General features: G+C 69.1%; 15 protein-coding genes. 11 read left to right on the forward strand and 4 right to left on the reverse strand.

What is annotated here, in order from left to right; translation table 11 throughout:
- Positions 1-9: 9 nt before the first annotated feature.
- Genes AC5P53_RS13685 through AC5P53_RS13700 form a run of 4 tightly spaced genes read left to right on the forward strand, consistent with a single transcriptional unit; the run spans position 10 to position 2893 of the window.
- Positions 10-786 carry a helix-turn-helix domain-containing protein gene (locus AC5P53_RS13685; protein ID WP_241886923.1) on the forward strand — a complete coding sequence of 259 codons (777 nt, stop codon included), beginning with the start codon at positions 10-12 and terminating at the stop codon, positions 784-786.
- A gap of 18 nt (positions 787-804) precedes the next feature.
- Entirely contained in the window at positions 805-1548 is a 744-nt protein-coding gene (gene modA, locus AC5P53_RS13690) for a molybdate ABC transporter substrate-binding protein (RefSeq protein ID WP_241886922.1), read from the forward strand.
- A gap of 3 nt (positions 1549-1551) precedes the next feature.
- Positions 1552-2235 carry a molybdate ABC transporter permease subunit gene (gene modB / locus AC5P53_RS13695; RefSeq protein ID WP_046430995.1) on the forward strand — a complete coding sequence of 228 codons (684 nt, stop codon included), beginning with the start codon at positions 1552-1554 and terminating at the stop codon, positions 2233-2235.
- Positions 2225-2893, forward strand: a complete 669-nt coding sequence (locus AC5P53_RS13700; RefSeq protein WP_241886921.1) for an ATP-binding cassette domain-containing protein — start codon at positions 2225-2227, stop codon at positions 2891-2893. Before modB ends, AC5P53_RS13700 begins: the two co-directional genes overlap by 11 nt.
- Positions 2894-2986: 93 nt before the next feature.
- On the opposite strand, the gene AC5P53_RS13705 is transcribed toward AC5P53_RS13700, so the two are convergent.
- Positions 2987-4516 carry a diflavin oxidoreductase gene (locus tag AC5P53_RS13705; protein WP_241886920.1) on the reverse strand — a complete coding sequence of 510 codons (1530 nt, stop codon included), beginning with the start codon at positions 4514-4516 and terminating at the stop codon, positions 2987-2989.
- Positions 4513-4941, reverse strand: a complete 429-nt coding sequence (locus AC5P53_RS13710) for a PAS domain-containing protein (RefSeq protein ID WP_005409905.1) — start codon at positions 4939-4941, stop codon at positions 4513-4515. The genes AC5P53_RS13705 and AC5P53_RS13710 overlap by 4 nt, the downstream gene beginning before the upstream one ends.
- A 441-nt stretch (positions 4942-5382) precedes the next feature.
- On the opposite strand from AC5P53_RS13710, the gene glgA reads away from it, so the two are divergent.
- From glgA to glgX, 7 genes are read left to right on the forward strand one after another with little or no spacing between them, the layout of a single operon-like run.
- Positions 5383-6909 (forward strand): glycogen synthase GlgA, encoded by a 1527-nt coding sequence (gene glgA / locus AC5P53_RS13715; RefSeq protein ID WP_080354736.1) that lies wholly within the window; start codon positions 5383-5385, stop codon positions 6907-6909.
- Entirely contained in the window at positions 6906-9140 is a 2235-nt protein-coding gene (locus tag AC5P53_RS13720; protein ID WP_164110448.1) for a 1,4-alpha-glucan branching enzyme, read from the forward strand. Before glgA ends, AC5P53_RS13720 begins: the two co-directional genes overlap by 4 nt.
- Entirely contained in the window at positions 9137-10855 is a 1719-nt protein-coding gene (treZ, locus tag AC5P53_RS13725) for a malto-oligosyltrehalose trehalohydrolase (RefSeq protein WP_241886919.1), read from the forward strand. Before AC5P53_RS13720 ends, treZ begins: the two co-directional genes overlap by 4 nt.
- Positions 10852-12696: a 4-alpha-glucanotransferase gene (locus tag AC5P53_RS13730; protein WP_241886918.1), complete on the forward strand. Its 1845-nt coding sequence runs from the start codon at positions 10852-10854 to the stop codon at positions 12694-12696. Before treZ ends, AC5P53_RS13730 begins: the two co-directional genes overlap by 4 nt.
- A complete protein-coding gene (gene treY / locus AC5P53_RS13735) occupies positions 12693-15266 on the forward strand; it encodes a malto-oligosyltrehalose synthase (protein WP_241886917.1) in 2574 nt (857 codons plus the stop codon). Before AC5P53_RS13730 ends, treY begins: the two co-directional genes overlap by 4 nt.
- On the forward strand, positions 15235-15405 hold the full coding sequence (locus tag AC5P53_RS13740) for a DUF2934 domain-containing protein (protein WP_014647380.1): 171 nt from the start codon (positions 15235-15237) through the stop codon (positions 15403-15405). The genes treY and AC5P53_RS13740 overlap by 32 nt, the downstream gene beginning before the upstream one ends.
- A complete protein-coding gene (glgX, locus tag AC5P53_RS13745) occupies positions 15392-17512 on the forward strand; it encodes a glycogen debranching protein GlgX (RefSeq protein ID WP_241886916.1) in 2121 nt (706 codons plus the stop codon). Before AC5P53_RS13740 ends, glgX begins: the two co-directional genes overlap by 14 nt.
- 68 nt (positions 17513-17580) lie before the next feature.
- Here the strand turns inward: glgX and AC5P53_RS13750 are convergent, their stop codons facing one another.
- A complete protein-coding gene (locus AC5P53_RS13750; RefSeq protein ID WP_014647378.1) occupies positions 17581-17895 on the reverse strand; it encodes an AzlD family protein in 315 nt (104 codons plus the stop codon).
- Positions 17892-18623, reverse strand: a complete 732-nt coding sequence (locus tag AC5P53_RS13755) for an AzlC family ABC transporter permease (protein WP_046430980.1) — start codon at positions 18621-18623, stop codon at positions 17892-17894. The genes AC5P53_RS13750 and AC5P53_RS13755 overlap by 4 nt, the downstream gene beginning before the upstream one ends.
- Between the last annotated feature and the right edge of the window lie 114 nt (positions 18624-18737).

An 18737-nucleotide genomic window follows, 5' to 3' on the forward strand; every position in this document is an offset into this window, starting at 1 on the left:
CTCGCTGCAATGCCTCTGAACCCCTCCGCTCCCTCTGCGTCCCGGCCGGCCACGCCCAATCCGGCAGCAGCCGATGACGGAGACGCGCTGCACTTCTGCAGCACCTGTGCGTTCTCCGACGCCTGCATGTCGCAGGGCTACGACAAGACCGCGCTGGGCGAATTGCATGTGCTGGTCGACCACGTCGGCCCGTTCCAGGCCGGCGACTACCTGTTCCGTGCCGGCGATCCATTCGACTCGATCGCCGCGGTGCGTGCCGGCATGGTCAAGACGTTCGTCGATGACAGCCAGGGCAACGAGCAGGTGCTGGGTTTCAGCCTGCCGGGCGAGGTGATCGGGCTCAATGCCATCCACGGCGCGCGCTTCCCTTGCAACGCCGTGGCCCTGGACACCGTCTACCTGTGCCGGATCTCGTTTCCGCGATTGAGCCTGCTGGCCACGCGCATGCCGGGGTTGCAGGCGCGGCTGTTCAGCCTGCTCAGCGCCGAGATCGGCAAGGTCGCCACGCTGGCCGCCAACCATCGCACCGAGGAGCGCATGGCGGCGTTCCTGCTGGATCTTTCCGAGCGCTATGCCCGGCGCGGATTCTCCGCCACCCGTTTCAACCTGAGCATGGCCCGCACCGAGATCGCCAACTACCTGCGGATGGCGCCGGAGACGGTGAGCCGGGTACTGCGCCGCTTGAGCGACGACGGTGTGATTGCGGTGAACCAACGTGAGATGCTGTTGCTGGACCCGGACCGGCTGGCGGAACTGGCCGTAGCCCGGGACACCGGACTGGACTGATCAGGCAGGGGGCTGGGCATGAAGCGAGTGGCATTGTTGTGGCTGGGCCTGCTGGCCACGGTACCGGCCTGGGCGGCCGACCTGACGGTGTCGGCGGCGTCGAGCCTGACCGAGAGCTTCCGCGAACTGGGTGCGGCCTATGAGAAGACGCACCCGGGAACCAGGGTCGATTTCAACTTCGCCGCCTCTGGCGTACTGCTGCAGCAGATCAGCCGCGGCGCGCCGGTGGATGTGTTCGCGTCGGCCGATGAAGCCACCATGGACCAGGCCCAGCAGCAGGACCTGCTGGCGGCCGGCAGCCGCGCGGTGTTCGCGGTGAACGCGCTGTGGGTGGTGGCGCCGCCGCAGGCCAGGGCCGCGCCGCGCAGCTTGAAGGACCTGGCCGGTGCCGGCGTGCAACGCATCGCACTGGGCAACCCGGACAGCGTGCCGGTCGGCCGCTATGCCAAGGGCGCGCTGGAAGCGGCCGGCCTGTGGCCGTCGGTGCGGGGCCGGATCATCACCACGCAGAACGTGCGCCAGTCGCTGGATTACGTGGCGCGCGGTGAAGTGGATGCCGGCTTCGTCTATGCCACTGACGCGCAGGCGATGCCGGACCGGGTACGCCGTGCCTTCGCGGTACCGGTGTCCGGGCGCATCGCCTATCCGCTGGCGGTGACCAGGGCCAGCGCGCAGCCGGCAGAGGCCAAGCGGTTTGTCGCCTTTGTGCGTTCGGCGCAGGGCCAGGCGATCCTGGCCCGGCACGGATTCGGCAAGCCCTGACGCATGGATCTGGACTGGAGTGCATTGGGGTTGTCGCTGAAGGTGGCCGGCTGGGCCACCGCGGCCAACCTGGTGCTGGGCGTGGCGCTGGGCGCGCTGCTGGCGCGTCGGCGCTTTCCCGGCCGTGAGCTGCTGGATTCGCTGTTGACCCTGCCGATGGTGCTGCCACCAACGGTGCTGGGGTATTACCTGCTGGTGCTGATCGGTCGCAACGGCCCGATCGGCGCGTGGCTGCAGTCGTGGTTCGGCATCAACCTGGTGTTCACCTGGCAGGCTGCGGTGATTGCGGCGGCGGTGGCTTCGCTGCCGCTGGTGTTCAAGCCGGCACGCGCGGCGTTCGAGGAAGTGGACGGACAGCTGGAGCAGGCCGCGCGGACGCTGGGTGTGTCCGAAGCGGCGGTGTTCCTCCGCGTCACGCTGCCGCTGGCCTGGCGCGGCATTCTTGCCGGCCTGTTGCTGGCGTTTGCACGCGCGATGGGCGAATTCGGCGCGACGTTGATGGTGGCCGGCAGCATTCCGGGCCGGACGCAGACGTTGTCGATCGCCATCTACGAGGCGGTGCAGGCCGGTCAGGACGGCAAGGCCAATGCGCTGGTGATCCTGACCTCGGTGGTCTGCATCGTGATCCTGTTGCTGGCTGCGCGGTTGGTGGGCGGACGTCGCCGGGAGCTGCGTGATGTGGCTTGACCTGCAGGTGCAGCGTCGCCTGCAGGCGGCCGGCCAGGATTTCGTGTTGGACGTATCGCTGCAGTGCACGCAGCGGCAGGTGGTGCTGTTCGGACCCTCCGGCGCCGGCAAGAGCCTGACCCTGAAGGCGGTGGCCGGGCTGCTGCGGCCAGGCCAGGGCCATGTGCGCCTGCAGGGGCAGACCCTGTTCGACGCGGCCACCGGCGTGGACCTGCCACCGCAGCGCCGTCGGCTGGGCTACGTGTTCCAGGATTACGCGTTGTTCCCGCACCTGAGCGTGCGCCAGAACGTGGCGTTCGGGCTGCAGAAGGGGTGGTTGAATCCGCGGATCGGCCAGCGCTTCGACGCGGTGGAACAGTGGTTGCACGCCTTCCGCATCGACACGGTGGGCGATCTGCTGCCATCACAGATTTCCGGCGGACAGCGCCAGCGTACCGCGCTGGCGCGCGCGCTGGTGACACAGCCGCAGGCGCTGCTGCTGGATGAACCGTTTTCCGCGCTGGACCATGATCTTCGCCATCATCTGCGCCAGGAGCTGGAGACCGTGCTGGACAGGACCGGCATTCCGCTGCTGTTGATCAGCCATGACCCGCAGGATGTGGCCATGTTCGGCCAGCAGGTGGCGCGCGTGGTGGACGGCCGCATTGTCGACGGTTGACCTGCACCTGTAGAGCCGAGCCCATGCTCGGCTGCTCTGCGCGACAACGCCAACAGCAGCCGAGCGTGGGCTCGGCTCTACAGGATCAACGGATCAGTACAATTCACAGTGCGTGCGGCCCTCATTGCGCAGCGTGTCCCAGTGGCCTTCACCGCCGATGGCATCGATGGCCTCGCGCACCGCGCTTTCCAGGTGGCGCTTGTTGCCGCACAGGTACAGATGCCCACCGCGGGCCAGCACATCGCGCACTTCATCGCCGCGCTGCTGCAGCACATGCTGCACATAGATCTTTTCGGCGCCATCGCGCGAGAACGCGGTATGCAGGCCGGCCAGCACGCCACGCGTGCGCCAGTCCAGCAGCTGGTCACGGTACAGGTAGTCGTGCTGGCGGTGCTTCTCGCCAAACACCAGGTGCACTTCGCGTTCGCAGGCGTTGGCCTGCAGTTCCTGCAGCAGGCCCATCAAGGGTGCGATGCCAGTACCGGTACCGACCAGCAGCAGCGGTGCCTCGCCGGTATCGGGCAGGTGGAAGCCGGGGTTGGAGCGGCAGTACACACGGGCATGGTCGCCTCCATGCAGGAGGCTGCCGGTGGCAGTGCCGAAGCGTTCGCGGCCGCGCAGGGTGTAGCGCACTTCGCGCAGGCACAGGCTCAGCTGGTCGTCGCACGGGTGCGAGGCGATCGAATAGGCGCGCGGCAGCCGCGGTGACAGCAGTTCGCGCAGCCGGGCAAGCGGCACGCTGTCCGGCGTGGCGTGGTCCTGCAGCACGTCCAGCAGGTCCAGGCCGTGCAGGTAGGCGTCCAGCTCGCGCTTCTGTCTGACCTTCAGCAGGCCCTTCAGTGCCTCACTACCGCCCAGCCGGGCCAGTTCGCGCAGCACGCCCTTGCTCAGCAGGCGCAGCTCGCGGTCGTGCAGGGCGGCCACGGCGGTGGTGTCGCCGTACCAGGTGGCCAATGCCTGCAGCAGGGCAGGATCGTTCTCGGCTACTACGTGCAGGGTGTCGCCCGCGCGATAGGCCATGCCACTGCCGGCAATGTCCAGTTGCAGGTGCCACGCGGCCGGGTCGCTGCTGTTCAAGCGGCGGCGTTCGAGGATGCGCGCGGCAAAGGCATTGTCTTCGCCATAGGCGGTGACCTGCAGGTGCAGGTGCTGGCCAGCGCTGAGGTCACCCTCCAGCACCTGGCCCAGCACCGGCTGCCATTGCTGGAAGAACTGCTCGTAGCCCAGGTCGGCGTCCACCCGATGCAGCAGCGGCTGGGCCTGGCGCTCGCTCAATGCAGCATCCAGCGCCTTGGTGAAGCCGCAGAAGCTGGGGTAGCCGGTGTCACCAAGGCCGAACACCGCATAGCGCAGGCCGCGCAGCGTCGGGATCTGGCGCAGTGTTTCGAAGAACTGCTCGCCATTGGCCGGCGGTTCGCCATCGCCGAACGAGCTGGAGATTGCCAGCAGCACATCGCCTTGGCCGAGACTGGCCACGTCGATGTCGTTGAACGGGAGTACCTGCGGCCCGTGCAGCTGCAGGCCCGCGCCCAGGCGCTGGGCCAGGGCGCGGGCGTTGCCCGACTCGGACGCAAAACCCACCAGCAGGCGGCTGAAGGGCGTACTGGTCGGGAGAGCGTTCACGCGGCCTCGTAGAAGTCGTCGAACTTTTCCTTGCTGAACTCGACCAGGTCGTAGTTCTGCATCAGGTCGTTCACCACGCGGCGGATGCTGATGTACGAGGTGATGTTGCCGTCGGCGTCGAACAGCGGCTGCACGGTGGTGTCGACCACGTAGAGCACGCCGCCTTTGCCAAGGTTGGGCACGATGCCGGTCCAGGTCTTGCCGGCCTTGATGGTGTCCCACATGTCCTTGTAGACGGCCTTGGGCACGTCCGGGTGGCGCACGATGCTGTGCGGCTGGCCGATCAGTTCCTCGCGGGCGAAGCCGGTGAGCGTGCAGAACAGGTCATTGGCGTAGGTGATGTTGCCCTGCAGGTCGGTGGTGGAGATCACCATGACGTTCTGCATGGCGTTCAGCAGCTGGGCGTTGTCGGGGGTGTAGCTCATCGCAGGGTCCTTGTGGATGCCGGCAGTGCCGGCGTGTTCGGGTCCTGCATAGAAATACGCCCGCGCGGCGGCGGGCGGTTTGACATTGGTCAAGCGCGTCGCTCGATGGCCTGCGACCGGGTGTCGCAGGAAGAATCCCTGTAGAGCCGAGCCCATGCTCGGCTCACGGGGCAAACGGGATTGCCGGCAGCCGGGCGCGGGCTCGGCTCTACATGAGAGACACGGGCAGGAGGCGGGCGCCTGTCATGTGTACTGAGCTCATGACGCCTTGTCACAAAGAAATCGCCATGGCTTCACGGTTGATTGATCGCATGGAGGGCTATTGTCGTCCTGAGCCTCTCGCTGACGTCCCCCACGTCCTGCGTCGACTTCCTTCCCAGCACAAGCGCCCGTCCGGGCGCCGCTGGCGTCTGTCTGCCTGAAGCATCCGAGATCATCCCCATGGCCCGCGCCGCCCAGTCCGCTTCACCCGTTGCGATCTCTCCGCTCACGCCCGTGCCGATCGGCACTCGCCGCGGCCACTCGCAACCGTTGGATCTCCCAGAACTGGTGCAGCGCGTGCTGTTCGTCGCCACCGAGATGGCCGACTTCATCAAGGCCGGCGGACTGGGCGATGTGGCCGCGGCGTTGCCGCGTGCGGTGCGCGGTGCATGTGATTCGCGCGTGCTGCTGCCCGGCTACCCGGAGGTTCTGCAGCGCCTGCCACAGCTGCGACCGGTGGGGCGGGTCAGCGCCCGAGCCGGGTTGCCCGCGTGCACGATCGGCATGGCGGTGCAGGCCGACGGCCTTCCTATCTACGTGCTGCTGTCGCCTGGGCTGTACGAGCGCGAGGGCTCGCCCTACGTGGATGGGCAGGGACAGGAGTGGAAAGACAACGCGGTCCGCTTCGCCACGCTTTCGCATGCGGCTGCGGAGATTGCGGCCGGGCGCGCCGGGCTGGACTGGGCGCCGCAGCTGCTGCACCTGAATGACTGGCCGGTGGCCATGGCTGCCGCCTACGTACGCTGGGACCGGACAGCCGTGCCGACCCTGCTGACCATCCACAACCTGGCCTATCAGGGGCTGTTTCCCTACGCGCTTGCGCCGGTGCTGGGCGTGCCGGCCGAACACCTGGATGAACTGCACTTCCACGGGCAGATGTCGTTCCTGCAGGGCGGCATCACCAATGCCACGCGGCTGAACACGGTCAGCCTGCGCTACGCGCAGCAGATCACCGCCCCGGATGACGGCTGCGGGCTGCATGACCTGTTGGCGCGCCGGGCGGCCGGCGGACACCTGAGTGGCATCGTCAACGGCATCGACGCCAGCTGGGATCCACGCCGCGACATCCACCTCAAGGCCCATTTCGGCATCGGCGAATGGACCGGGCGCGCCACCAACGCGCATGCGGTGCGCAAGGCGTTCGGGCTGGCGCCGTCGACCGGCCCGCTGTTCGCGGTGGTCTCCCGCCTGGTGCACCAGAAAGGCCTGGACATCACCTGCGACGTGGCACCGCAGATCGTGGCGGCCGGCGGCCAGCTGGTCATCATCGGCGGCGGCGAGCCGCAGGTGGAAGCGCAGGTGCAGGCGCTGGCCCGGCGCTACCCCGGACGGGTGGGCGCATTCATCGGCTTCGAAGAGGCGCTGGCCCGCCAGATGTTTGCCGGCGCCGACTTCCTGCTGATGCCTTCACGCTTCGAACCCTGCGGGCTGAGCCAGATGTACGCGCAGCGCTTCGGCTGCCTGCCCATCGCACACGCGACCGGCGGGCTGGTGGATACCGTCGAGGATGGCGTGACCGGATTCCTGTTCCACGGCGCCAATGCCGATGGCCTGCGCCGCTGCGTGGAACGGGCGATGCGCACCTTCCGCCTGCCCGGCCTGCTGCAGGCCATGCGCCGCGCCGCCATGCTGCGGCCGGGTGGCTGGGATGCGGCCGGTCGCGCGTATCTGGCCCTGTACCAGCAGACCTGCCAGGTGGCCGCATGAGCCACGACAGCCTGCATCTGGCCGCCCTGGAGGATGAAGCGATCACGGAGACGGGATTGGATCAGCGTATCGCCCCGGCGCTGCAGGACCTCGTCCACGCGCGCCCGGCCGATGCATTCGCCTGGCTGGGCCCGCATCGCCAGCCAGAAGGCGGACGCCAGTTGCGCGTGCTGGTGCCGCATGCGCAGCGCGTCGAGGTGATTGCAGACGATGGGCGGCGCTGGAACCTGTCCCCTGGCCCGTTGCCCGGCCTGTTCGAGGGCGCGGCCGGTGACGCGGCGATACCGCTGCTTGCCCTGCATTTCGAACAGGGCGTGGAGCAGGTGCACGATGCCTATGCGTTCGGTCCACTGTTGGACGAAGCCCTGCTGCAGCGGTTCCATGCCGGTGATGCCGATGCGGCGCGGCAGCTGGGTGCGGTGCCGATGCAGGTGCAGGGCATTGCGGGCGTGCGCTTCGCGGTGTGGGCGCCCAATGCCCAGCGGGTCGCCGTGGTTGGCGATTTCAACGGGTGGGACGGCCGACGCCATCCGATGCGGCTGCGTCACACCGCCGGCGTGTGGGAGCTGTTCCTGCCGGGCGTGCAGGCCGGTGCCCGCTACAAATTCCGCATCGTCGGCGCCGACGGCCGGGTGATGCCCGACAAGTTCGATCCGATGGCGCGCTGGGCCGAGCTGCCACCGGCGACCGCATCGCGGGTGCCTTCGGCTGGGCCAATGGAGTGGCACGATGATGCTTGGTTGGCGGCCCGCCGCCTGGCCGGAACCTGCGCACCGCTGTCGATCTACGAAGTGCATGCCGGTTCCTGGCAGCGCAGCGACGATGGTGCGCCGCTGGACTGGGATGCCCTGGCCGACCGGTTGATTCCGTACGTGGCCGGTCTTGGCTTCACCCATATCGAGCTGTTGCCGGTGAGCGAGCATCCCTTCGGCGGTTCCTGGGGCTATCAGCCGCTGGGGATCTACGCGCCGACGGCACGCCATGGCACGCCACAGGCCTTCGCACGCTTCGTGGACCGCTGTCACCAGGCCGGCGTGGGAGTGATCGTGGACTGGGTGAGCGCGCACTTCCCCAACGATGCGCATGGCCTGGCCGGGTTCGATGGCACCGCGCTGTACGAGCATGCCGACCCGCGCGAAGGGGTGCACGCCGACTGGGACACGCTGATCTACAACTACGGCCGCAACGAAGTGGCCGCCTACCTGATCGGCAGTGCGTTGGAGTGGGTGGAGCGCTTCCATGTCGACGGTCTGCGCGTGGACGCCGTAGCGTCGATGCTGTACCGGGATTACAGCCGTGCCGAGGGGGAGTGGGTACCCAACGAGCAGGGCGGGCGCGAGAACCTGCAGGCGGTCGCTTTCCTGCGGCGGATGAACCAGACGCTGCGGGAGCGCTTCCCGGACGTGCTGGTGATCGCCGAGGAATCCACCGCGTGGCCGGGGGTGACAGCGCCGGTGGAGGAGGGCGGGCTTGGCTTCACCCACAAGTGGAACATGGGCTGGATGCACGACACCCTGCAGTACCTGGGGCGCGATCCGGTCCATCGTTCGCATCACCACAGCCAGATCAGCTTCGGCCTGGTCTACGCCTTCTCCGAACGGTTCGTGCTGCCGCTGTCCCACGACGAGGTGGTGCATGGCAAGGGCGCGCTGCTGGCCAAGATGGCGGGCGAGCCGGCACAGCGGCTGGCCCAGCTGCGCGCGTATTACGGCTTCATGTGGGCGCACCCCGGCAGCAAACTGCTGTTCATGGGCGGCGAGTTCGGCCAGGGCCATGAGTGGTCGCACGATGCGGCACTGGACTGGGCACGGGCGGCCAGCAACGAGGGCCAAGGCCTGTCGCGCCTGGTGGGCGACCTCAATAACGTGCTCCGCGCCGAACCTGCGTTGCATCGCGACGAACGCGACGAACGCGGCTTCGACTGGAGCGTGGCGGACGACAGTCGCAACAGCGTCTACGCCTTCATCCGCCGGGATCCTGCCGGCAGCGGCCGCACCCTGCTGGTGGTGAGCAACTTCACCCCGCTGCGTCGCGACGGCTACCGGGTCGGGGTGCCGCAACCGGGGCGCTGGAGCGAACGGCTCAACACCGACAGCGCGTATTACGGTGGCGGCAATGCGGGAAACCTCGGCGCAGTGCATACCGAGCCGAGGCCGATGCACGGCCACGCGCAGTCGCTGCGGCTCACGCTGCCGCCGCTGTCCACGCTCTACCTGCAGGTTGATGCATGACCACAGTGGCCCCGCGCCTGGGCGCTTGGCCGGTGGCCGGTGACGGGGTGGAGTTCCGCGTGTGGGCACCGGGCGCAAGGACGATGGCGCTGTGCCTGCAAGGCACCCAGCGGCCGATGCAGCGCGACCCGGATGGCTGCCACTGGCTGCGAATACCGGCATCGCATGGTGACCGCTACCGGTTCCGCCTGCCTTCTGGCCAGGACGTGCCCGACCCGGCCTCGCGCTGGCAGCCGGACGGCATCGACGGCGACAGCGCGGTGGTGCTGGATACGGAGGCAGCGCGGCCTGCCCGGCAGGGGCATGCCTGGCAGGACCTGGTGATCTATGAGGTGCATATCGAGGCCGGGGGCGGCTTCGCGGCGTTGACCGCGCAACTGCCGATGCTGGCCGCGCTGGGCATCACCGCCATTGAACTGATGCCGGTCGCGCAGTTTCCCGGCCAGCGCAACTGGGGCTACGACGGCGTGTTCCCGTATGCGCCGGCCCATGCCTATGGCGGGCCGGCAGCGCTGAGGGCCTTCATCGAAGCGGCGCACGATGCAGGGCTGTCGGTGCTGCTGGATGTGGTCTACAACCACTTCGGACCACAGGGCAACCACCTGCGCGACTACGCGCGCGGGTTCTTCCGTGACGACCGCAGCACGCCGTGGGGCGAGGCCATCGACTTCTGCCAGCCCTGGGTGCGGCGCTTTTTCATCGACAACGCGCTGATGTGGTTGCGCGACTACGGCTTCGATGGCCTGCGCCTGGACGCGGTGCACGCCATTGACGATGACCGTTTCCTGCAGCAGCTGGCCGATGAGGTACGTGCGGTGGCCCCGCACGCGCACCTGGTGCTGGAGAACGAGCGCAACCAGGCGCGGTGGCTGCGCGGCGCCTACCAGGGGCAGTGGAACGATGACTTCCACAATGCGCTGCACGTGATGCTGACCGGCGAGCAGGAAGGCTATTACGCGGCCTATGCCGGTCGCGCCGAAGCACTGCTGGCGCGCTGCCTGGCCGAGGGATTCGCCTGGCAGGGTGAACCGGACCTGCGCGGCAATCCCCGCGGCGAACCCAGCGCCGACCTGTCGCCCGCGCGTTTTGTGGTATTCGCGCAGAACCATGACCAGGTGGGCAACCGCGCTTTCGGCGAGCGCCTGTCGATGCTGACCGATCCTGCGCCGCTGCGCGCGGCGCTGGCGCTGACCCTGCTGACGCCGATGATCCCGCTGCTGTTCATGGGCGAGCCGTGGCAGGCGCAATCGCCGTTCCTGTTCTTCACCGACTACGCGCCGCCGCTGGACGAGGCGGTGCGTGAAGGGCGTCGACGTGAGTTCGCTGGTTTCAGCGCCTTTGCCGACGCCGCCGCGCGCGCGCGTATTCCGGACCCGAACGATGCGGCGACCCTGCAGGCGTCGTACACGCCGCCGCCCGGCGATGATCCCTGGTCGCAGCACTGGCTGCGCTGCACGGGTGAGTTCCTCGACCTGCGCAGGCGCTATCTGCAGCCGGGCCTGCTGCAGGCGCGGTCGCTGGGCGCGCGCGAGCTGGGCCAAGGCGCGGTGCAGGCGGGCTGGCAGTTGCCATCGGGCCAATGGTGGATCGCGATCAACGTGGGCCCTGCGCCGGTGGCGCATGCGGTGCCGGCCGGCGAGTGCGTCGTGGGGCCGGACGCTGCCGGGATGCTGCCGGCAGGCGGCGGCGTGCTGGCCTGCTGGGTCGCCGCATGAATACGGATGCAGCGGTGCGGGAGACGGCCCGCCGTGCGGGCCTGCTGGTCCGCTGGACCGACGTGGCCGGTGCCGCGCGCGAGGTCGCGCCGGACGTGCTGCGCGCCGTGCTGGAGGGGCTGCAGTGCGAGGCGGTGCCCGAGCACGCTGGCCTGCGCACGGCCTGCTGCGGACAGCTGCTGGTGATGCCGGAGGCAGCCGGCGCAGCGTGCTGGGTGGATGAGCAGGGCGCAGCGTTGCCCGCCCGTGCCGATGCGCAGGGCCGCTGGCGCGTGCCGGACCAGCCGGGTTACTGGCAGTGGCGCCGGGGCGACCAGCAACAGGCGGTTGCGGTGGCGCCACAGCGTGCCTGGTGGCCGCGGGGCACGCTGCGCGGCTGGGGCCTGTCGGCGCAGGTCTACAGCCTGCGCGCGCCCGGTGATGCCGGCATCGGTGACAGTGCCGGCTGTGCACGATGGAGCGAGCTGCTGCACCGACACGGCGGCGACGCACTGGCGTTGAGCCCGCTGCACGCGGGCATGCCACCGGGCCCAGGCTACAGCCCCTATTCGCCCAGCGACCGGCGCTGGCTCGACCCGCTGCAGGTCTCCCTGCCGCAGGTATTGCCCGATGCCGCCAACAGCGTGCTGGGCGGGGACGAGGCGCTGGCGGCGGCGGTGGAAGCGGGAACTGCCGCACGTCGCATTGACTGGCCGCACTCGGCGGCAGTGAAGTGGCGCTGGATACGGCAGGTTCGCCAATGGATTGCAGCGCAGGCACCGTCGCAGCACGCACAGATCGAAACCTGGCGTGCCATGCAGGGCGATCCGCTACGGCACTATTGCCAGCATGCCGCCGACCGGTTCACCGGCAGCGCGGACGACCACGCGTTTGCGCAGTGGTTGGCACAGCAGGGCTGGGCGCAGGTACACGCCACGCTGCGCGACGAGGGCGCTTCGATCGGGTTGATTGCCGACCTGGCCGTGGGCTGCGCGCCGCAGGGCGTGGAGGCACGCACCGGGGGGGCTGATCTGCTGCAGGGACTTGAGCTGGGTGCGCCGCCGGACGCGTTCAATCCGCTCGGCCAGGCCTGGGGCATCACCAGCTGGTCACCGATGGCGTTGCTGCGCGAGGGCTTCGCCCCCTACCTTCGCGTGCTGCGCGCCGTGATGTCCGGCCGCGGCGGGCTTCGCATCGATCACATCCTGGGCCTGCTGCGGCTGTGGGTGTTGCCCCGTGGCGCGGACGCCGGGCAGGGCGTGTACCTGCGCTATCCGTTCGATGATCTGATCAACCTGCTGGTGCTGGAGTCCTGGCGGCATCGCTGCGTGCTGATCGGCGAAGACCTGGGCGTGGTTCCGCCGGGCATGCGCCAGCGGCTGGCAGCCCGGGGCATTCTGGGCATCGAGGTGCTGCCGTTTGCCCGCAACGGCGCGCGCTTCCTGCCGGCGCCGCAGTGGCGCCGCGATGCAGTGGCCATGCCCTCCACCCATGACCTGCCACCGCTGGCCGGTTGGCTGCGCGGGCGTGACCTGCGCTGGCGCGCACGCCTGGGTGAGCTGGCGGATCTGCCAGCGGCACTGCGCGCGCGTGCCAGCGACGCGCAGGCACTGTCTGCGGTGGTTGGCGGCGAGGGCGCGCCGCTGGACGCCAGGGCGTTGTCTCTGGTCGCCCACGCGGCGTCCCGGCTGGCGTTGCTGCCGCTGGAAGACGCGCTGGGCGGTCGCGCACAGGTGAACCTGCCAGGCACCGTCGGCGGCCATCCCAACTGGCGCCGCCGCCTGCCGCCGACGTGGGATGCTGACGCGGCCGATGCGCGCGTGGCGCGCCTGAGTGCCACGCGCCGCAGGGCCGGGCAATGACGGGGTTGCGTGCCACCGCGCGCCTGCAGCTGCACGCAGGCTTCGACCTCGGGGCGGCTGCCGCGCAGGTGCCGTACTACGCCGCGCTGGGCGTCAGCCACCTTTACCTGTCACCGATCGCTGCGGCGGTGCCCGGGTCGACGCATGGCTACGATGGCATCGACCCGGCTCGCATCAATCCGGAACTGGGCGGTGAAGCGGGCTTCCGGCAGCTGGCGGAAGTGACGCGCGCGCACGGCATGGGCCTGATCCTGGACATCGTGCCCAACCATCTGGCGGCGTCCCCGCACAGCCAGTGGTGGAGCGATGTGCTGATGCACGGGCCTCGAAGCCCGCACGCAGCTTGGTTTGACATCGAGTGGGAGGCGCCGGGCTGCGAGGGCCGGCTCTGGCTGCCGGTACTGGACCGGCCGTTGCACGACGCGGTACGCGACGGCGTGGTGCGCGTGGTGGTGGACAACGCGCGGCCCGTGCTGCGCCACCATGGCCTGGCATTGCCGTTGTCGCCGCGCAGCCATCCGCTGGAACCCGCGCAGTGGCCGGCGTGGGCCGAACGCTGCAACCGCAGCGTTGAACGGTTGCACACGCTGCTGCAGCGGCAGCACTACCGTCTGGCCTGGTGGCGCACGGCCGGCGATCAGGTGAACTACCGGCGCTTTTTCGATATCAACGAACTGGCCGCGCTGCGGGTGGAGCGCGAGGATGTGTTCGAGGCAGTGCATGCGCTGCCGCTGCGGCTGGTACGCGAGGGATGGGTGGACGGCCTGCGCATCGACCACGTGGATGGCCTGTCCTGCCCGGGCGCGTACCTGCAGCGCCTGCGTGAATCGCTCGACGCCGCCTGCGCGGCCGGCGGTCGTGACCCGCAGACCGTCAGCCTGCATGTGGAGAAGATACTGGCCGAGGGCGAGCAGCTGCCCGACGGCTGGGCCTGCGACGGCACCACCGGCTATGACTTCATGGACCAGGCCGGTGCCTGGTTGCACGATCCGGCGGCTGCACCCGCGCTCTCGCGCACGTGGCAGGCGCTGGGCGGTGACCCGCGCAGCTTCGACCGGATCCAGCAGGACGCCCGCGCCATGTTGCTGCGCCAGGGCCTTCATGCCGACTTCCAGCGGCTGCTGCGCAGCGCGCAGCAGGTCCTGCAGCCGCGGCTGGCCGAAGCCGATATCGGAGTGGCTGCGCTGGCCCGCGCATTGGCTTCCGTGCTGGGGCATTACCGCACCTACCGGCCCTATTCGCTGCAGGGGGCGGGTGAACGAAAGGCGCTGGCGGACGCTTCCGCCGCAGCGCGCCAGGCACTGGACGGTGCCGCACGCGCGGCGCTGGACCTGTTGCTGGCAGCGCTTGCCGGCGAGGCGCAGGCCGAGCGCGTGCTGCGTGCGCGTTTCGGTCAACTGGCCGCGCCGTTGAATGCCAAGTCGGTGGAAGACACCGGGTTCTATCGCTATTTCAGGCTGCTCTCGCGCAACGACGTCGGCAGTGATCCGCAGCGGCTGGGCATGGAGGGGCGCGCGCTGCTGGAACACGCCGCCGCGCGCCTGCGTCGCCACCCCAGGGCGTTGCTTGCGCTTGCGACCCACGATCACAAGCGCGGCGCCGACAGCCGGGCACGGCTGGCGGTTCTCAGTACCTGCACGTTCGAATGGCGGGACGCTGTGCGGCGCTGGAACCGGATGTTGACCCGCGCCGGCGCGCCGATGCCATTGCCGGGTGCCGAGGCCTACGCACTGTGGCAGGCGCTCGTGGCCGCATGGCCGATGCACGGTGCCCCTGGCGCCGACTTCGCCTCGAGGATGGTGCAATGGCTGGCCAAGGCATTGCGCGAGGGCAAGCGGGTCAGCAGCTGGTCAGACCCGGATGTGGCCGTGGAGGAGGCCGCCGCGCAGTGGCTGCACGCGCTGCTGGACGCAGCGCCCTTGCAGCCGGTGCGCGAGGCGCTGGCGACGTTCGTGGCGCGCATCGCGCCGGCCGGCGCCTGCAACGGCCTGGCGCAGCTGTGCCTGCAGCACTGCCTGCCCGGCGTGCCCGACCTCTACCAGGGTGGGGAAGGCTGGGACCTGAGCCTGGTGGACCCGGACAACCGGCGTGCCGTGGACTATCCAGCGCGGCAGGCGTGGCTGCGCGATACGCGCGGGTGGCCCGCGCTGCTGGAAGACTGGGGGGACGGTGGCATCAAGGCATTCCTGCTGCGGCAATTGCTGGAGTGCCGCCGCAGGCACCCGCACCTGTTCCTGCATGGCCAGTTGCAGCCGCTGTCCGCGCCTGCGCGCTCGCCGTGGCTGGCGTTCACGCGCAGGCATCAGGCGCAGGTGCTGCTGGTGATCGTGCGCCGGGGTTCGCCCGCCGCCGTGCCTGGGCCCAGCCTGCACGCCGCGCACGACGTCGGCACCGGCGTAGCACTGCACGGTGTGCCGACAGGCCCCATGCGCAACCTCCTGGACGGGCGCATCGAACATTTCAACGCAACCGCGGACGTGGGCAGGCTTCTGGCTGGCAGCCCGCTGGCGATATGGATCAACGAGGAGACAGGTAGGGATGGACAGCAGGGAACGACGGCAGCGGATTGAGGCATTGGCCCACCAGATCTGGGAAGCGGAGGGGCGCCCGGACGACCAGCAGCAGCGGCACTGGCACATGGCCGAGCGCCTGGTGGAGGCCGAGATTGCCGCGGCGCGCGGCGAGGAGGGCACCGATGGCCAGCCGTAAGTGGACGCAGACCTCACGCGTGCGCGAAGGCCGGCCGTTCCCGCTGGGCGCGACGTGGGACGGGCTGGGCGTGAACTTTGCGCTGTACTCGCGGCATGCCACCCGGGTGGAGCTGTGCCTGTTCGATGCGCGCAACCGTGAAGTCGAGCGCATCGTCCTGCCTGAGTACACCAACGAGATCTGGCACGGCTACCTGCCGGACGTGCGGCCCGGGCAACGCTATGGCTATCGGGTGCACGGCCCGTATGCGCCGGAGGAGGGGCATCGCTTCAATCCCAACAAACTGTTGCTGGACCCCTACGCCAAGCAGATCGTCGGCGAGCTGAAGTGGGCGCCGCACCTGTTCGGCTACACCCTGGGCCACCGCGATGGCGATCTCAGTTTCGACCGCCGCGACAGCGCCAGCTACATGCCACGCTGCGCGGTGATCGATCCGGCCTTCAGCTGGGGTGTCGAACGTGCACCCGCAACGCCCTGGGACCGGACCGTGATCTACGAAGCGCACGTGCGCGGACTGACCATGCAGCACCCCGATGTTCCGCAGGCCGAGCGCGGCACTTTCTCTGCCCTGCGCCACGACGCGGTGGTCGACCACCTCAGCCATCTGGGGGTGACCGCCATCGAGCTGCTGCCGGTGCATGCCTACGTGGATGACCAGCAGCTGCTCGAGCGCGGGCTGCGCAACTACTGGGGGTACAACACCATCGGCTTCTTCGCGCCGCAGCCACGCTACCTGTCGCTGGGCACCGTGGCCGAGTTCAAGCAGATGGTCGCGCGGCTGCACAGTGCCGGCATCGAAGTGATCCTGGACGTGGTCTACAACCACACCGCCGAAGGCAATGAGCTGGGCCCTACGCTGTCCTTCAAGGGCATCGACAATGCCAGCTACTACCGCCTGGCCGATGATCGCCGCTATTACATCAACGATACCGGCACCGGCAACACGTTCGACCTGACCAATGCCGGCGCGCTGCGCATGGTGATGGACTCGCTGCGCTACTGGGTGACCGAGATGCGGGTGGATGGGTTCCGTTTCGACCTGGCCACCATCCTTGGCCGCGAGCGGCATGGCTTCGATGCCTCGGGCAGTTTCCTTGATGCGGTACGCCAGGACCCGATCCTGAGCCAGGTGAAGCTGATTGCCGAGCCATGGGACATCGGCCCGGGCGGCTATCAACTGGGCCAGTTCCCGCCGGGCTGGGCGGAATGGAACGACCGCTTCCGCGATACGGTGCGCGCGCTCTGGCGCGGCGATGGCGGCCAGTTGCCGGAATTCGCCACGCGCTTCACCGGCTCGGCCGACCTGTTCGAACATCATGGCAGGCGGCCCTCGGCCAGCATCAACCTGGTGACGGCGCACGATGGGTTCACCCTGCACGATCTGGTGAGCTACAACGATCGCCACAACGAGGCCAACGGCGAAGACAACCGCGATGGCCACTCGCACAACCTCTCCAGCAACCACGGTGTGGAGGGCGACACCGAAGATGCGGCGATCCTCTCGTTGCGTGCGCGGCAGATGCGCAACCTGCTGGCCACGCTGCTGTTCGCGCAGGGCACGCCGATGCTGCTGGCCGGCGATGAGTTCGGCCATTCGCAGCAGGGCAACAACAACGCCTACTGCCAGGACAACCCGCTGAGCTGGATCGACTGGGAGCGTGCGGCATCGCCGGCTGCACAGGCGCAGGTGGCGTTCGTACGCCGGGCGCTGTCGCTGCGCCGACGCTATGGCCTGCTGCGCAGGAACCGGTTCCTGCGCGGCGAATACGATGAAGCGCTGGGCCTGCGCGATATCGACTGGCGGCATCCTGACGGCCGCAGCATGGAGGAAGCGGACTGGCATGACGCAGGGCTGCGTGCGCTGCTGATCGTGCTGGACGGCCGCAGCCCGGACAGCGGCCTGCGCGAGCCCGGGCGGCATGTCAGCCTGGCCCTGCTGTTGAACGCCGGAGACCAGCCGCAGCGGTTCAGTGTGTCGGATGAAGCCTTGTCGTTCCGGCGCGTACTGCTGCAGACCGACGAAACGCCGTTGGAGCCGGATGAAGCAGGTGCCTGGACCCTGCCGCCGCGCAGCCTGTGCCTGCTTGCGGCCAGCAGCAGCGCCTGACGGCAGCGCGCGTACAGGCGGTGCTGCGATGACTGGCCAGCGCCGGGCCTTTGCCCGGCGCACCGCAGTCAGCCCATCAGGTAGCGCAGCAGCCCGGCCGAGGCCACGCCGATCAGCACCGTCGGCAGCATCGACAGCCGCGTGGCGGCCAGCAGGGTGATCGCCAGCGCGGCCAGGTCGGCGGGCTTGTCGGCGACGAAATCCGGAGCGATCACCGAGATCAGCACGCAGCCCGGCGCGGCTTCCATCACCGTCACCGCGCGCTTGCCCAGCGTGCGGTTGCGCAGCGCGAGGAAGCCGACGATGCGGGTCAGGTAGGTGGCGGCGGCCATCAGCACGATGGTCAGCACCGAGGACCAGTGGATCAGGCCGTTGAAGATCACGCTGCGTCCTCCGCCAGCAGCCAGGCGGCGGCCAGGCCGGCCAATGCGCCGCTGGCCACGTACCACGCACCCGGGATCAGCAGATAGGTGGCGGCGGCCACGACCAGGCTGACCAGCCACGGGCGCGCGGCCTTCATGCCCTGCCACATGCCGCGCAGCAGCACCAGGAACACGGCGGGGAAGGCCATGTCAAAGCCGTAGGCGTGGATGTCGCCCAGCAGCGGCCCGACGATCGCACCCAGCGCGGTGCAGGCCACCCAGACGGTGTAGAGGCCCGCGGAGACGCCCAGGTAATAGGCCAGGCTGAAGCCGAGCGCACGGCGGCGCGCATCGGCCACGCCCATCGCCCAGCTTTCGTCACACATGAAGAACAACGCCGGCAGCACCCGGCGGCGCGGCAGGTGCTGCAGCAGTGGGGCCAGGCTGGCGCCCATCAGCAGATGGCGGCTGTTGACCAGTGCGGTGATCGCCACGATCAGTGCGATGTGCGGTGGCGAGGTCCACAGTTCGACGGCGGCGAACTCCGAGCCGCCAGCGAAGTTGAGGCCCGTCATCAGTGGCACTTCCAGTACGCTCAGGCCTTTCTGGGCGGCCTGCGCGCCGAGCACCAGGGCGAAGGGAATGAAACCGATCATCACCGGCACGGCGGCGCGCAGGCCGCGCAGGAATTCGGCACGCGGCGCGGTATCGCAGGTGTCGGGCAGGGGGAGGGTGGTACGGGCGTCCATGGAACGGCACAACGAGGTGGGGGTGGCCCATGCTAGCGGTCCGATCGCGAAATCGGGTTGCGTTGATGCCACTGGATTCTGGATGATTGATATTTCATGCGGCCAGAAGTGACA

Source organism: Stenotrophomonas sp. YJH_SMC_82 (assembly GCF_059368875.1).

Bases quoted from the DNA above. Each gene is read 5' to 3' on its own strand.
- AC5P53_RS13685 (WP_241886923.1), top strand. From the start codon at position 10: ATGCCTCTGAACCCCTCCGCTCCCTCTGCGTCCCGGCCGGCCACGCCC.
- modA (WP_241886922.1), top strand. From the start codon at position 805: ATGAAGCGAGTGGCATTGTTGTGGCTGGGCCTGCTGGCCACGGTACCG.
- modB (WP_046430995.1), top strand. From the start codon at position 1,552: ATGGATCTGGACTGGAGTGCATTGGGGTTGTCGCTGAAGGTGGCCGGC.
- AC5P53_RS13700 (WP_241886921.1), top strand. From the start codon at position 2,225: ATGTGGCTTGACCTGCAGGTGCAGCGTCGCCTGCAGGCGGCCGGCCAG.
- AC5P53_RS13710 (WP_005409905.1), bottom strand. From the start codon at position 4,941: ATGAGCTACACCCCCGACAACGCCCAGCTGCTGAACGCCATGCAGAAC.
- glgA (WP_080354736.1), top strand. From the start codon at position 5,383: ATGGCCCGCGCCGCCCAGTCCGCTTCACCCGTTGCGATCTCTCCGCTC.
- AC5P53_RS13720 (WP_164110448.1), top strand. From the start codon at position 6,906: ATGAGCCACGACAGCCTGCATCTGGCCGCCCTGGAGGATGAAGCGATC.
- treZ (WP_241886919.1), top strand. From the start codon at position 9,137: ATGACCACAGTGGCCCCGCGCCTGGGCGCTTGGCCGGTGGCCGGTGAC.
- AC5P53_RS13730 (WP_241886918.1), top strand. From the start codon at position 10,852: ATGAATACGGATGCAGCGGTGCGGGAGACGGCCCGCCGTGCGGGCCTG.
- treY (WP_241886917.1), top strand. From the start codon at position 12,693: ATGACGGGGTTGCGTGCCACCGCGCGCCTGCAGCTGCACGCAGGCTTC.
- AC5P53_RS13740 (WP_014647380.1), top strand. From the start codon at position 15,235: ATGGACAGCAGGGAACGACGGCAGCGGATTGAGGCATTGGCCCACCAG.
- glgX (WP_241886916.1), top strand. From the start codon at position 15,392: ATGGCCAGCCGTAAGTGGACGCAGACCTCACGCGTGCGCGAAGGCCGG.
- AC5P53_RS13755 (WP_046430980.1), bottom strand. From the start codon at position 18,623: ATGGACGCCCGTACCACCCTCCCCCTGCCCGACACCTGCGATACCGCG.